Source organism: Luteibacter sp. P1_D3, assembly GCF_056406135.1.
In genome coordinates this window covers 1-13,440 of record NZ_JBFUAT010000063.1, presented here as the reverse complement: position 1 = coordinate 13,440, position 13,440 = coordinate 1, and the positions used below count along the sequence as shown (strand labels likewise).

The window sequence follows — 13,440 nt, the reverse complement described above, 5'->3', positions numbered from 1 at the left end:
GCCAAGGACAAAGACAAGGATGGCAAGGAGAAGGAAAAGGACGACCCGAAGGCCAGGCGCAAGAAGGTGATCGTCCTTTCCGTGATCGCGGCGGTATTCCTTCTCGCGGGGCTGGCCTGGCTGTTGCTCTATATTTTCGTTTTCTCGCAACGCGAAACCACCGACGACGCCTACGTGAAGGGCGACATGGTGACCATCTCGTCGCGCATCGCCGGGACGGTCATCGAAGTCGGCGTGGAAGAAACCGAGCGGGTGCATCAGGGCCAGGTGCTGATCAAGCTGGACCCCGTCGATGCCCGCGTGAGCCTGATGAACGCGGAAGGTCAGCTCGCCCAGGCCGTGCGCGAAGCCCAGGCAAAGATGCAGCAGGCCAACCAGGCCGATGCCGCAATCCCCCAGCGCCGTGCCCAGTACGAGCAGGCGCGTGACGATTACAACCGTCGCCATCCGCTGCTCGAGCGTCGGGCCGTGTCGGCCGAAGAAGTCGATACCGGCAAGCGTCAGATGCAGCAAGCCAAGGCCGCGCTGGATGCTGCCGAACGCGAAGCCGCCGCCGCGCACGCACAGGTCGACGGCACGACGGTCGAGAATTACCCGGCCGTGATCCAGGCGCGCTCGCAGTTCCGCAATGCCTGGGTCAACAATGGTCGCAATGCGATCGTCTCGCCGATCGAAGGCTATGCCGCACGGCGCCAGGTTCAGGTCGGCCAGCGCATCCAGCCGGGCCAGGACCTGCTGACGGTCGTACCGTTGTCGGACCTCTGGGTGGACGCGAACTTCAAGGAGACCCAGCTGGAGCACATCCGCATCGGCCAGCCGGTGAAGCTCACGACCGACATGTATTCCGACGTGGAGTACCACGGCAAGATCGTCGGTCTGAACGCCGGCACGGGCAGCGCGTTCTCGCTGCTGCCCGCGGAAAACGCTACCGGAAACTGGATAAAGGTCGTGCAGCGCCTGCCGGTCAGGGTGGCGATCGATGCAGAAGACCTCCGCAAGCACCCGCTGCGCATCGGTCTGTCGACCGACGTGAACGTCGATACGCACGACCGCGACGGTCGCGTCCTCTCCGACACGGTGCGAAGCAAGCCGCTCGCCAGCACCACCGTCTACGAGCAGGAGATGGGCGAAGCCGACCAACACGCCGAAGAGATCATCCGCGCCAATACCGTGGACGCGACACCCAAGCCAGTCCCGGCCAGGCACGGCAGCTGATCGATGCCCGGGCAGAACGGTAACGGGGCGTCGAAGTCGCCGCTGACCGGTGGCGCACTTGTGCTGCTAACGGCCGGCGTCGCTCTGGCGACGTTCATGGAGGTGCTCGACATCTCCATCGTCAACGTGTCGGTACGGACCATCGCCGGCAACGTCGGTGTGAGCAGCAACGAAGGGACCATGGCCATCAGCGCGTACTCGATGGCCAGTGCTGTCATGCAGCCGCTGACCGGCTGGGTCGCCCGTCGATTCGGTGAAGTGCGCACCTTCATGACGTCGGTCATGCTGTTCGTTGTGTTCTCGGCGCTATGCGGCTTCTCACAAAGCATGCCCATGCTGATCGTCTTCCGACTGTTGCAGGGTGCGGTATCCGGTCCGATGGTGCCGTTGTCGCAAACCCTCCTGCTCAACAACTACCCGGTCGCCAGACGACCCATCGCGCTGGCGCTATGGGCCATGACGGTCGTCGTGGCGCCGGTGTTCGGTCCGATTCTCGGTGGCTGGATCACCGACAACTACCACTGGTCGTGGATCTTCTTCATCAACATCCCGGTGGGCATCTTCGCCGTCGTGGTCACCTATGCCCTGCTGCGCGATCGCGAATCCAAGGTGGTGAAGGCGCCGATCGACGCGATCGGCCTGTTCTTGCTGGCGGTGGGCATCGGCTGCCTGCAGTTCATGCTCGACAACGGCAACGACGACGACTGGTTCACCTCGAAGACGATCACGGTACTGGCCATTGTCTCGGTGATCTGCCTGACGTTCCTCATCGCCTGGGAGCTGATGCACAAGCATCCCGTCGTCGACCTCCGACTCCTCAAGCGACGTAACTTCTTCGTCGGCGTCTTGTGCCTGTCGTTGGGCATGTTTGCCTTCTTCGGCGGTACCGTCGTCATGCCGATGTGGGTGCAGGAGGTCCTGGGATATACGGCGACCTGGGCTGGCTTCGTTGTCGCACCCATCGGCATCCTGGCGATCGTGCTGTCCCCACTGGTGGGTGCGTTCCAGAGCAAGTTCGATCTTCGCGTGCTCAACACGGTGGGCTTCGCCGTCTTTGCCGGTGCGTCGTTCTACATGTCGACGTTGAGCACCAACGCGCCGTACAGCGAAATGGCGATCCCGCGATTGTGCATGGGCGCGGGTATTGCACTGTTCTTTGTGCCGGTGAACCAGATCATCCTGTCCGGTATGCCGGACGAGCAGGTAGCGAGCGCGTCGGGACTTTCGAATTTCTTCCGAACGCTGGCAGGCAGTATCGCGACCGCAGTGAGTACCACCATGTATTCGCATCGCACGACCTATCACCACGCCGTGTTGGCGGAGAACGTCAGTGCGGGAAGCCGGAGCACGACGGAGTACCTGGATCGCTTTCAGGCGTTCGGCATTCAGGGCCCGACGGCGAACGCCGCACTGAATCGTATTGTCGACATGCAGGCGGCGACGCTGGCGGTGAACGATGTGTTCTGGGGCTTTGCGTTGATCTTCCTGCTGGMGATGGTCGCCGTGTGGTTCGCCAAGCCGCCGTTTGTGTCGGGGGGAACGCCGGGGCACTGAGCCGATTCATCGGCGATGCTCTTAGCCGGTGGCCGAAAAATCCAGCGTTTCCGTAAGATCCCCCGGCGCCGGTCCGCCCGCTGCCACCATCGCCTCCTCACGCGTCTTCAACCCGGGCAACTTTTCCAGGTTGAAGCGTCGCGTCAGGAAGCGCGCGATCGATCCCGTGTCGTAGATGGTGTGCTCCACATGGCCCTTCTTCGCGTACGGCGAGATCACCAGTGCCGGAATGCGCGTACCCGGCCCCCAGCGATCGCCCTTCGGCGGCGCGACGTGATCCCACCACCCACCATTCTCGTCGAAGGTGACGATGACGAGCATGTCCTTCCAGTGCGGGCTGGTGCGCAGCGCATGCACGACGCCAGCGATATGGCGGTCACCGGCTTCGACGTCGGAGTAACCGGCGTGCATATTGAGGTCGCCTTGCGGCTTGTAGAACGTGACCGGCGGAAGTTTCCCGGCGGCAACGTCGGCGAGGAAGCGATTGGTTTTTGCCGTCTCGCCGGTGCCGCCGTCACGCAGGTGTCGCTTCCGCGCTTCCGTGCCGGGCGCGAGCGTGACGAAGTAGTTCAGCGGCTGGTGATGCGGTTGGAAGTTGGGCGTCTGGGGGAAATGTTTCTCGTCACCTTCGCCGTCACCCTTGCCGTCGAGCGCAGCCTGAAAACCACCGCCATACCACGCCCAGTCCACGCCCTTGTCCGAAAGGACGTCGCCGATGTGCTTATGCTTCTGCGGCAGTAGCGTATTCGGGCTCGTTGCATCGGCGAGCAACGGGTTCTTCGGATCGACGTTGAAGCCGGGCGAGTAGGGCGGGCCTATCGTATTGACGGCGAAGAAGTCCGGCGTGAGCTGGTTGTGGTGGGCGAATTTGGGTTTGCCCTGCATGGCGCTGGCCGGCGACTCGTCGGCCATCTTCAAGCGGTAATCCAGTGGATCGCCGCTTTCGGTAACGGCGATGCCGAACTGCGCTGGGCTCTTGTCGGCGTCCGGATAGAACGGCGGCTGCGCGGCCACGAGGTACTGGTGGTTGAGAAACGAACCACCGAAGGCGCCCATGAAGAAGTTGTCGCAGAGCGTGTACTGCTCGGCGAGGCGCCACAAGCGAAGATGCACCGGTGCCGACGCGTAGTGGCCCATGGTCATCGCGCCGTTGTCGCCCCAGGCGACGAAGCCGTCGTTCTTGCCACCGTTGATCTGCAGCTGGTTGTTATAGAACGCATGCACGAGATCGCGCGTGACCAGGCCGTGCGGCAACGGGGTGCCGTCACCCGTATGCAAGGCCCAGGGCGCATTGGGCAGGCCGGTGATGTCCTGTTCGCCGACTTTGTACGGCTTGTGATCGACCACCTGCTGGTGTGGCACGAGCCCGCCCCAGATCGGCGGCAGCGTGGTCAGCGGCTTGCCGTCGCGATCGCGCTGCAGATAACGTTCCGCAGGCACGGCGCTCAAGGGCTGCTGCAAACCGGGGAACTCGGCGAACAGGTTATTGAAACTGCGGTTCTCCGCGTAGATCACGACGACGTGCTGGATGTGCTTTTCCAGCAGCGCGTCGAGTGCCTTGCCGCCGGGTGCTGGCGCAAGAGCTTTCGAATCGCCTGCGGCGACCTCAGCCACGCCGCCCAGTGCGAGCACGGCGCCCGTCGTGGCGAGGCCACCCAACAGGCGGCGTCGGCCGCTATCCGGCGTGTCGTTCTCGGTTTTCTTGGTCATGACAGGGATCGCAATGGCGGGGCGCCGGTCGACGAAGCCTGGGGAAGCATTCGACGGCCGCGAGGTAACGCACGCCCGTGGTGGGGCATGCAGGGTAAGCGATGTGGGCGGGCCCGCCAAACCCTGCCGTGGGGCACCTCGCCTTAGCGCTCAACCCGTCGACGGTTCCGGGTGCGCCGCGAGCCACGCACGTATCTCCGCGGCAGGACCCTGTTGCTTGGGATCGTCGCCGAAGCGTGCGAGGAAATCCCTGGCCGAGCGGTAGCGGTTCGGACTGTTCGTGTCCTTGTCCACGCATGCCCGAATGACATAACCGTTGGCGTTACCAGGGTCTCGCCGCATCAATTCGTCGGCAATCGCGCCTGCCTTCGGGTAGTTGTGTCCCTCGTGCGAGTAAAAGTCGCCAAGCATCGCGAGAACCCAGTCGTCCCTCTCGTGCTCGGTGGCGTAAACCATCAACGACTCCGCCAAAGCAGGCTCACCGAGGTAGCGCAACTCGACACCTGCGTCAGCGGCGACATCCACGTCGTCCGGATGCTCCTTCGCCGCGCGGATCAGCTCGGCCTTGGCCCATTCACGGTAATAGCCTTGCGTGGCGAGGTAACCCAACACATAGAGGGCGTCGCCCTGCGCGTTGTCGAACCGTATCGCTTCCACGGCGAGCACGAAGGCCTCGTCGCTCTTCCGTGCGCGGTTGGCGTCAGCGGCAAGCTGACTCAGGCTGTAGGCCGTGGCCACTTCATCGGCCAACGCCAGAAAGCGACCGTCCGTGGGGCGCGTGAGGTGCCCCTCAGTCGCAGCCTCGATGCGCGCATTGCCGGCGGCGACCCAGAGCAGAGGCGTGTTCTTGGCGGCGACGGCGGCTTCGTCGGCTTGTCGCGCGACCCATGCGGTGCTGCCGCCCCACTTCCGGCCCGTGAAGTCGGCCTGGTCCAGACGTAGGGGCAGGTTGTTCGGTTGCACCGCGAATCCACGTTCGATAGCGGCCATGGCGTAACGACTATCGCCAGTCAACACGCCCATGCGAAGCATGTCCGCGTAAATCGTCGGGATGGCCGGTGACATCGTCGCCGCGCGATCCAGATCCCGACGCGCGAGTTCAGCCAGCTTTCGCGCCTCGCGCCACTGTTCGCTACTCGTCTTCGAAGCGAAGTCGGCGCCGCGTGCGGCGAATGCGGCCTGCTGGTATTGCATGCCACTGGCGGCGACAGCGAAGACGCTGTCCGGTCGCTGGCGCAACCATGCATCGATGGCGGCACGCGTTTCAGCACCGGCGTCATGAAAGCCGGCCCTGCTCACCGCCTGGTCAAAGATGGCCGGATACCCGGGGTCGTGCATCTGCATCTGCAGATACCCGGCAAGCAGTCGGTCGACTTCGGCGCCCTTGCCGGCGGCGATGAGCGCGCGGAATCCCGCGATCTCCTTCATCTCGGTGAGTCGGTATCGGCAATAGGCCGCGACACCGTCCGTATGCCAATGCGAACCCGGCGGGTCGGGCATGTTTAAGCAGCGCTCGACCGGATCGGCGATCTTCGCTGCGGTCTGTACCTGCGCCATGAACGCATCGAGGGTCGGTGTCGCGGTGAAAGCGTGTCCCGCCTGATCGCCTGTCGACGTCACTTCCGGTGCTGGCCAGCTCTTCACAGCCGCCAGCGCAGCGACGGCCAGGAGCAATCCCCCCAAAAGCAGCACGCGTCGGTTTCCCTGCCTTGCCATATCCATCCCCTGTCATGGTCTGCGTTGCCCGGCGATCATAGCCGTAGCCACGGCGCAGGTGATACGACACAATCCGCCGAAATGGGCACGGGGCAGGGATGGACACCATGACGCGATCGACGGGAGGTCTCGCCACGACGGCATCCCTTGCCGTCGTCGCCTATGCCGCGATGGACATGTGTCACGAAGTGCTGGGGCATGCCGTAGCGATGCTGTTCCTCGATGACGTCACGCCTGTCCAACTGACGACGGTCGGTTTGAGCTCGCAGGGCGCGGTCAGTCGCGTCGTCGCCCTGGCGGGTCCGCTGGTGAACCTCATCCTGGGTGGGATCGCGATGGCGAGGTTTCGACGTCTCACCACGTTTGGCCCGGCGTCGTATTTTCTCTGGCTGTTCGCGACGATCAACCTGCTCAATGGCACCGGCTATGCCGTGTACTCCGGGGTGCTCGACTTCGGCGACCTGGCCGTGGTGATGGGCGGATGGGAGCCGCACATCGCCTGGCGTATTGGCATGGCCGGCCTGGGCGCGGCGGGGTACTACGTATCGCTTCGTCTCGCTTCGGTATCCCTCGCCAGGCGACTGGATACCGTTTCCATCGGACGGCACACCCTCCCTCGCCTGACCTGGCCCGCTTACCTTGCCGGCGGCTTGCTGCTCGCTGCGGGTGCAGCAATGAATCCCCTGCCGAAACTCTTCCTTCTGGTGGGAGTGACCGGCGGTTTCGGGTGCATGCTCGGTCTGCTTTTCGTGCCGGCGTTGACGGAACCTGCCAGGGCTGAGGCGACTCGTGCCGAGCCATGGCAAACCTCATGGGGGTGGATCGTCGGTGCCGTGCTCACTGCCGCCATCTTCGTTTTCGTCGTCGGGCCGGGCGTCGCATTGCATGACTGAGCTGGTGCTTCTTCCCGGGATGGATGGCACGGCGAAACTCTTCGAGCCCTTTATCGCAGCACTGGGAAACCGCATTTCCACGCGTGCGATCGCTTACCCGCGAGGCGGTGCGACCGGGTATCCGGAACTCACAGCCTGGATCCGGCAGCAACTGCCGCCGGGTGATTTCGTCCTGCTCGGGGAGTCGTTCGGTGGACCGCTCGCGGCGACCCTCGCCGCCGAACGGCCTGCCGGCCTGCGCGGATTGGTTCTGTGTGCCACGTTTCTGAGCAATCCCCGCCCGATGGCGCGCCACCTGTCACCTCTCATCGGTCTGCTCGGAATGTCTCAGGGGGTTGCCGCCATCGCCTCGCCTGCTCTGCTGGGGTGGCGACCGACTGCCCATGTCCGAAAGCAGTTCATTGCATCGGTCGGGGCACTGACCACGCGGACCCTGCAAGAACGTTTGCGCACGGTACTTGGGTCAGACGGGCCAACACGGTTTTCCGGCATCGACGTTCCCGTGTTGTGCCTGCGCGCGACGCGGGACTGGCTCGTGCCGCGCTCCGCAGCCGAGGCGATGCGGGCAATCCTGCCAGGGGCTCGAATCGTGGATGTGGATGGACCCCACGCGCTTCTGCTGACGGCTCCGACGATGTGCGCGGCGCTGGTGGAGGAGTTCCTCGGGAGGATTACGCCGTAGGGGTCGCCGCCTGGCGGGACCGGTGGCCGGACTTCCTCCAGGCCAGTGACTGGTGCAAGCGATGTGCAAATGCACCACTTTGGTGCATTTGCACATCGGCCTCACAGCCGTTCTATGATGCGAAAGCTTGGTCCTGGCGGCCCCGTCGATGGCGGTACTGCTGGCATGGCGATTGCTAAATGGACTCCGCCCACCTACCCGAGGTTTTTATGTCCGCCGCTTCGAAAGTGCTGAACCTGATCCAGGACGAGGAAATCGAGTTCGTTGATTTCCGCTTCGCCGACATCCTCGGCAAGCACCATCACACGACCTTTCCTGCTCACGCCATCGACGAGAGCACCTTTGAAGACGGCAAGATGTTCGACGGTTCGTCGATCGCCGGCTGGAAGGGCATCAATGAGTCCGACATGGTCCTCATGCCGGATCCGGAAACCGCCCACCTGGATCCGTTCAGCGCGCACAAGCAGCTGATCCTGCACTGCGACGTGCTCGAGCCGAGCACCATGCAGGCGTATGGCCGCGACCCGCGCTCGATCGCCAAGCGCGCCGAGGCCTACCTGAAGTCGACCGGCATCGCCGACACCGCCTTCTTCGGTCCGGAGCCCGAGTTCTTCATCTTCGATTCGGTCCGCTGGCAGAACGACATGGGCCGCGTGTTCTACGAGATCGGCTCCGAAGAAGCGGCGTGGTCGTCGCGCTACAAGTACGACGGCACCAATACGGGTCATCGTCCGGGCGTGAAGGGCGGTTACTTCCCGGTCGCACCGGTGGACAGCCTCGGCGACCTGCGCGCCGACATGTGCAAGGTGCTCGAGTCGCTCGGCCAGGTGGTCGAAGTGCACCACCACGAAGTCGCGAACGCGGGCCAGTGCGAAATCGGTACGCGCTTCAACACCCTGGTGAAGAAGGCCGATGAACTGATGACGATGAAGTACGTCATCAAGAACGTCGCCCACCAGGCTGGCAAGACCGTGACCTTCATGCCGAAGCCGATCGTCGGCGACAACGGTTCGGGCATGCACGTCCACCAGTCGCTGTCGAAGAACGGCGAGAACCTGTTCGCCGGTGACCTCTACGGTGGCCTGTCGCAGACGGCGCTGTGGTACATCGGCGGCATCTTCAAGCATGCCCGTGCGATCAATGCCTTCGCCAACTCGACCACCAACAGCTATAAGCGCCTGGTTCCGGGCTTCGAAGCACCGGTGATGCTCGCTTACTCGGCACGCAACCGTTCGGCCTCCTGCCGTATCCCGTACGTGTCGAGCCCGAAGGGTCGTCGCATCGAAATCCGCTTCCCGGACCCGATGCAGTCGGGCTACCTGACCTTCACCGTGCTGATGATGGCCGGTCTGGACGGCATCCTGAACAAGATCGACCCGGGCGCACCGGCCGACAAGGATCTCTACGATCTGCCGCCGGAAGAAGAGAAGAACATCCCGCAGGTGTGCGCCAGCCTGGACGAGGCGCTTGTCGCCCTCGACAAGGATCGCGAGTTCCTCAAGGCCGGTGGTGTTTTCACCGACGACTTCATCGACGGCTACATTGCGCTGAAAATGCAGGAAGTGACCCGCTACCGTGCGAGCACGCACCCGCTCGAGTTCCAGATGTACTACGCGATCTGATCGCGTTCCCAACTCGGGGTGAGGAGAGAGGGGCGCTTCGGCGCCCCTTTTTTTTGCGCCTGTTCCGCAAGAGTTAACGAATTCGCAAGGTCACGCTATAGTCCTTCCTGATGCATCGGCTGGTGCCGCCAGCTGAGCCCTGGGAGGGGCAACCATATGAAGAAGATCGCCCTCAGTGCCCTGGCGCTGATTGCGCCCGTGTTCGCGTTCGCCACCGACGCACCGGGCAATCATTACGACTGGCGCAGCAACTGGCCGACCCACTACGTGTTCGCCGACGGTACGGATCTTGGCCTGTCCTTGAAGTACCAGTACGACGTCGATCGCTTCTCACACGACGACGGCCTCTACGAGAATGCACAGACGAACCGGCGCAAGGAATTCGGCTTCTTCATTCGCAAGAAGGGTGTCTACGACGCGACCGCCGTCTTCGACTTTCAGACCCACACCTGGCTGGATACCTTCTTTCGCCTGCAGACCAGGGCCGTTCTCGGCGAGGACTACGGTGCGCTGCGCGTCGGCTTCATGAAGACGCCGGTCGGCTTCGAAGGCAATACCAGTACGGGAACGACGTCGTTCCTCGAGCCGTCGCTGCCCATGCAAGCGGTTTATGCGAACCGCCGTATCGGTGTCGACTGGGCACTGACGCGCAAGGCATACCTGGTGCAGTTGGGTTACTACCACGGCGGCAACCTCCAGGGTGATCTCGACGGCCGCATGGTTGCGGGACGCGCGGCGTGGACGCCGCGAAACGACCCTGGCAACGTCCTGCATCTCGGCGTCTCGGTGTCGCGCGAAACGCCGTATGGGACAACCGACGGCCGCGGTCGCTATACACCGCCGAACGTGCGCTTGCGCGCGCTGCCTGAGGCGGGACTGCCCACGCAGCGGCTGATCGACTCCGGTGTGCTGAGCGTGACCGACCATGTCGACCGCCGTGGGCTCGAAGGCCTTTGGATTCACGGGCCCTGGTCGGTGCAGAGCGAATATCTCGACGCGAAAGTGAAACTCGAGAACAAACCGGCGTATGAAGCCCATGGCTGGTACACCTTCGGAAGCTGGGTTGCCACCGGTGAATCCCGGACCTACAGCGGCGGCAACGTCGCCGACGTGTTGCCTAAGGGGCCGTGGGGCGCCCTCGAGTTCCTGATTCGCTACAGCACGCTGGATCTCGACGATGGGCCGACACTGGGCGGCACGGAACACGACTGGACGCTTGGGGCGAACTGGTACCTCACCAGGTACCTAAAGCTGCAAGGCAATTACGTCCGCGCGACCAGCGACCGACGCGATGTTCGCGTCGATCCCCGTGTCATCGAGGTACGCGCGCAGATCATGTTCTGATCCGGGCGGCGTCGTCAGGGCGTCGTGGATGGCGAGGGTAACCGGCAATTGGTCAGCTTGATCGCGGGAAGTATCCCGTCGACCAGAAAGCGACCGGCCACCTCGGACACGCAAGGTCGATCGCGACGCACAAGCACGCCATGAGCCCGAAGGCCACGTGCGACGACCATGCTCGCGTTAGCGTGCCCCTGAAGCATCATTGCCGCCGGCCTCAGGGGGGCCTCGTCGTCGAACTCCGCATGGACCATCAGGAAGGGCGGAACGCTTTCCAGATCCGGGACGGTGGAAGGAGCGAACGGTCTGGCCCACTCACTACAGACCATGCCCTGGAAGGGCTCATTGCCGACGGCGGATGGCCATGCGGTACGTAGCTCGCGCGTACGACTACGCCAGTACGAGCGATCGCTACCCCACGAACCGTCATTGCAACGCGTGGCGAAAACACTTGCTGTCAGTGCCGGGGATGCGTTCAAGGCGCGAGGACCGAACCCATACGGATCACCCGTCCCATCGGCATCCAGGCGATCGAGCATGCGCTCTGCCGCACGACGAATGGACATGTCGACATCGATGTCGGCGACGCGCCTGGCGGCGATCAGTGCGTTGCGCAAGACTGGTGTCGATAGCGTGGCATGGCGAGCCGACAGATTCTCCAGGACAAGCACGGCGGCCAGATCGTCCGCGTCGACGATGCGTGGTGTCCACGTTGCATAAGCCAGGGGCGGCAACCGTCCAAGACGGCGATGGATGGCGGCCGCGTCGTCGCCGCCGTGATAGCGTCCGGGCTCGTCGATGAGTGCGGCGACGGCGCGGCGAATCGTTCGACCGCGCTCCTCGACACGCGCTTCCATCGCTTCGGCGACGGAGCCATCCGCGTCCCAGCTACTGTCGAGCAACATGCGCCCGACATGCCGTGGGTAGCGTTCCGCATAGCGGGCCGCTACCCAGCCGCCGCGTCCGATGCCGAGCAGATGGATCGCAGGCTGGCCAAGGGCCTCCCGAAGGCGCTCCATGTCTTCAATGCGTGGCCGTACGCCGATCTGCGCGTGCATGGTGTCGTTCTGACAGGCCGTTGCGATCGCGAGGGCGAGGTTTTCGGCCGTCGTCATGTTGGCCAGAGTGCCGTCGGTTCCAAGGGAGTGCTGGCGTGGAAGATGCGACGTCGCGGACAAGCAGTCCCGACCGCCGGCGTCCTCCATCCGACGCGCGGCCAGGCCAATCAGATCGAGTCGGCGCGCCGCGTCGTGCCAGGGGCCGTTGCTGTCGAGCCACGCCGACGCCATGGCTGGCACGGCGGCCATCGCCGGCTCGGCGAATTCGTCCGGCTCAAGCAAGACGACGCCGTCGTGACGATCGCCACGTTCGCTGACGGCAATCACACGAATGACATCGAGGTCGAGCGTACCCGCGTCGGGGCGAGCGTAGTCGCGAGGCACGCGCAGGCGCGCGCATTCGGTACGTGACCGAATGTCATTCGACGTGGCCGCGGCCGGCTCGCAGGACGTCCACACCAGAGGCGCGACGGACTCCGCGAAGACGAGCCGCGCTGGCAGGAGGGTGGCGGCAAGGAGCATGAGTGAGATGGGTTTCATCATAGCTCCACGTGGTCGGACGTCGCCGTGGGCTCGTCGATGGCCGTAGGCTCTGCGCTGGACGGGGGAGACCCGGGCAATACGTCCACGGGATGATCGAGGATGTCGTCACAAGAGAATGCCCGCGACGCCAGGGCGGGCACCTCACCGGTGAGAAGGTAGTGCGACGCTGTCCGCTCGATGCAAGACGAATTCGTGAAGTTGAACACGCCATGCAGACCGGAATGGCGCACCAGCAGCATGCGCGCGTTGGCGAACGCGTGGAGGATGTGCTGGGCGCCTACCAGGGGCGTGGAGGTATCCTTCTCCGACTGTATCAGCAGGAACGGTTCCGCCAGGCTCAGGCGCGAGAGATCGGGACGTCGGGCGCGAGGACCACCCCAGCGTGTACAGGTGAGTTCTTCGAGCGTCTGGTCGCCGTTGAAGTTGAAGTAGCGCCCGGCATAACGTCGGGCGGATTCGCGAATCTCGGCCTCGCTGCGTGTCCACGCAAAGTCGTTGCAGCCCACGGCCACACGAACGAATTCGCTTTCATCTCCGGAAACATCCGGTGCCGCTGCGTCCACTTGAGGGTAGAGCAAGGGGGCCAGTTGGCTTGCCTCCATGCGCATGCGTCGGCTGAGTGCCATGTCATGGCTGAATACCGTGTGGTCGATTCGTCGCATCATGGCCTCCTTGGTCAGCAGGCTATCGGCGATCAGCCACTCGGCCAGATGAAGCGCGGCAGCCAGGCGAACGGGTGTATCCGGACGGCCGGCCCAGGCTTCACGCGCACGGGGTGGAAGTTCGTCGATCTCGCTGGCGACGGCGCCGCTGCTATCACCAAGCCCATAATGCGCCGGATGCTGCAACACCGGCGCGACGGTGTCCTCGTCGAATCGATGCTGCTGCGCAACCATCGAAAGGTATGCTGCCGAACGGTATCCATGCATGAGGTCCATGCTCGAGTCGAGCAGCAGGCGGCCCGTGTGCGACGGATAGAGGGACGCGTACCAGGCACCCACCATGCCGCCATAGGAGATGCCATAGAAGTGAAGTCTCTCGTCGCCGAGCGCGCGGCGGACCATGTCCATGTCGTGCGCATGCTGCTCGGTGTTGACGTAGCGAGCTTC

10 protein-coding genes are annotated in these 13,440 nt (G+C 63.9%); 6 read left to right on the top strand and 4 right to left on the bottom strand.

Features of this window, described 5'->3' with window-relative positions; translation table 11 throughout:
• Together AC1DYM_RS22275 and AC1DYM_RS22270 are read left to right on the top strand one after the other, a co-directional pair.
• Positions 1 to 1,215: EmrA/EmrK family multidrug efflux transporter periplasmic adaptor subunit (locus AC1DYM_RS22275; protein ID WP_477342119.1), on the top strand; the 1,215-nt coding region annotated here is incomplete at its 5' end.
• Between the two features lie 3 nt (positions 1,216 to 1,218).
• Positions 1,219 to 2,769, top strand: coding sequence for a DHA2 family efflux MFS transporter permease subunit (locus tag AC1DYM_RS22270; protein ID WP_477342117.1), 1,551 nt, complete (start codon positions 1,219 to 1,221; stop codon positions 2,767 to 2,769).
• A gap of 21 nt (positions 2,770 to 2,790) precedes the next feature.
• Here the strand turns inward: AC1DYM_RS22270 and acpA are convergent, their stop codons facing one another.
• Positions 2,791 to 4,479 carry an acid phosphatase gene (gene acpA, locus AC1DYM_RS22265; RefSeq protein ID WP_477342114.1) on the bottom strand — a complete coding sequence of 563 codons (1,689 nt, stop codon included), beginning with the start codon at positions 4,477 to 4,479 and terminating at the stop codon, positions 2,791 to 2,793.
• Between the two features lie 150 nt (positions 4,480 to 4,629).
• Positions 4,630 to 6,171 carry a DUF4034 domain-containing protein gene (locus tag AC1DYM_RS22260; RefSeq protein ID WP_477342112.1) on the bottom strand — a complete coding sequence of 514 codons (1,542 nt, stop codon included), beginning with the start codon at positions 6,169 to 6,171 and terminating at the stop codon, positions 4,630 to 4,632.
• A 131-nt stretch (positions 6,172 to 6,302) separates the two neighbouring features.
• Between AC1DYM_RS22260 and AC1DYM_RS22255 the strand changes: the two genes are divergently transcribed.
• From AC1DYM_RS22255 to AC1DYM_RS22240, 4 genes are all read left to right on the top strand, one after another.
• Positions 6,303 to 7,088: a hypothetical protein gene (locus AC1DYM_RS22255; RefSeq protein ID WP_477342110.1), complete on the top strand. Its 786-nt coding sequence runs from the start codon at positions 6,303 to 6,305 to the stop codon at positions 7,086 to 7,088.
• Positions 7,081 to 7,770, top strand: a complete 690-nt coding sequence (locus tag AC1DYM_RS22250) for an alpha/beta fold hydrolase (RefSeq protein WP_477342108.1) — start codon at positions 7,081 to 7,083, stop codon at positions 7,768 to 7,770. The genes AC1DYM_RS22255 and AC1DYM_RS22250 overlap by 8 nt, the downstream gene beginning before the upstream one ends.
• Positions 7,771 to 7,979: 209 nt before the next feature.
• Entirely contained in the window at positions 7,980 to 9,392 is a 1,413-nt protein-coding gene (gene glnA / locus AC1DYM_RS22245) for a type I glutamate--ammonia ligase (protein WP_046965754.1), read from the top strand.
• Between the two features lie 156 nt (positions 9,393 to 9,548).
• Positions 9,549 to 10,736 (top strand): OprO/OprP family phosphate-selective porin, encoded by a 1,188-nt coding sequence (locus AC1DYM_RS22240; RefSeq protein ID WP_477342106.1) that lies wholly within the window; start codon positions 9,549 to 9,551, stop codon positions 10,734 to 10,736.
• A gap of 14 nt (positions 10,737 to 10,750) precedes the next feature.
• On the opposite strand, the gene AC1DYM_RS22235 is transcribed toward AC1DYM_RS22240, so the two are convergent.
• Positions 10,751 to 12,328: an alpha/beta fold hydrolase gene (locus tag AC1DYM_RS22235; RefSeq protein ID WP_477342104.1), complete on the bottom strand. Its 1,578-nt coding sequence runs from the start codon at positions 12,326 to 12,328 to the stop codon at positions 10,751 to 10,753.
• Positions 12,328 to 13,440, bottom strand: a 1,113-nt coding sequence (locus AC1DYM_RS22230; RefSeq protein ID WP_477342102.1) for an alpha/beta fold hydrolase, incomplete at its 5' end; no start/stop codon positions are given. The genes AC1DYM_RS22230 and AC1DYM_RS22235, both read right to left, overlap by 1 nt.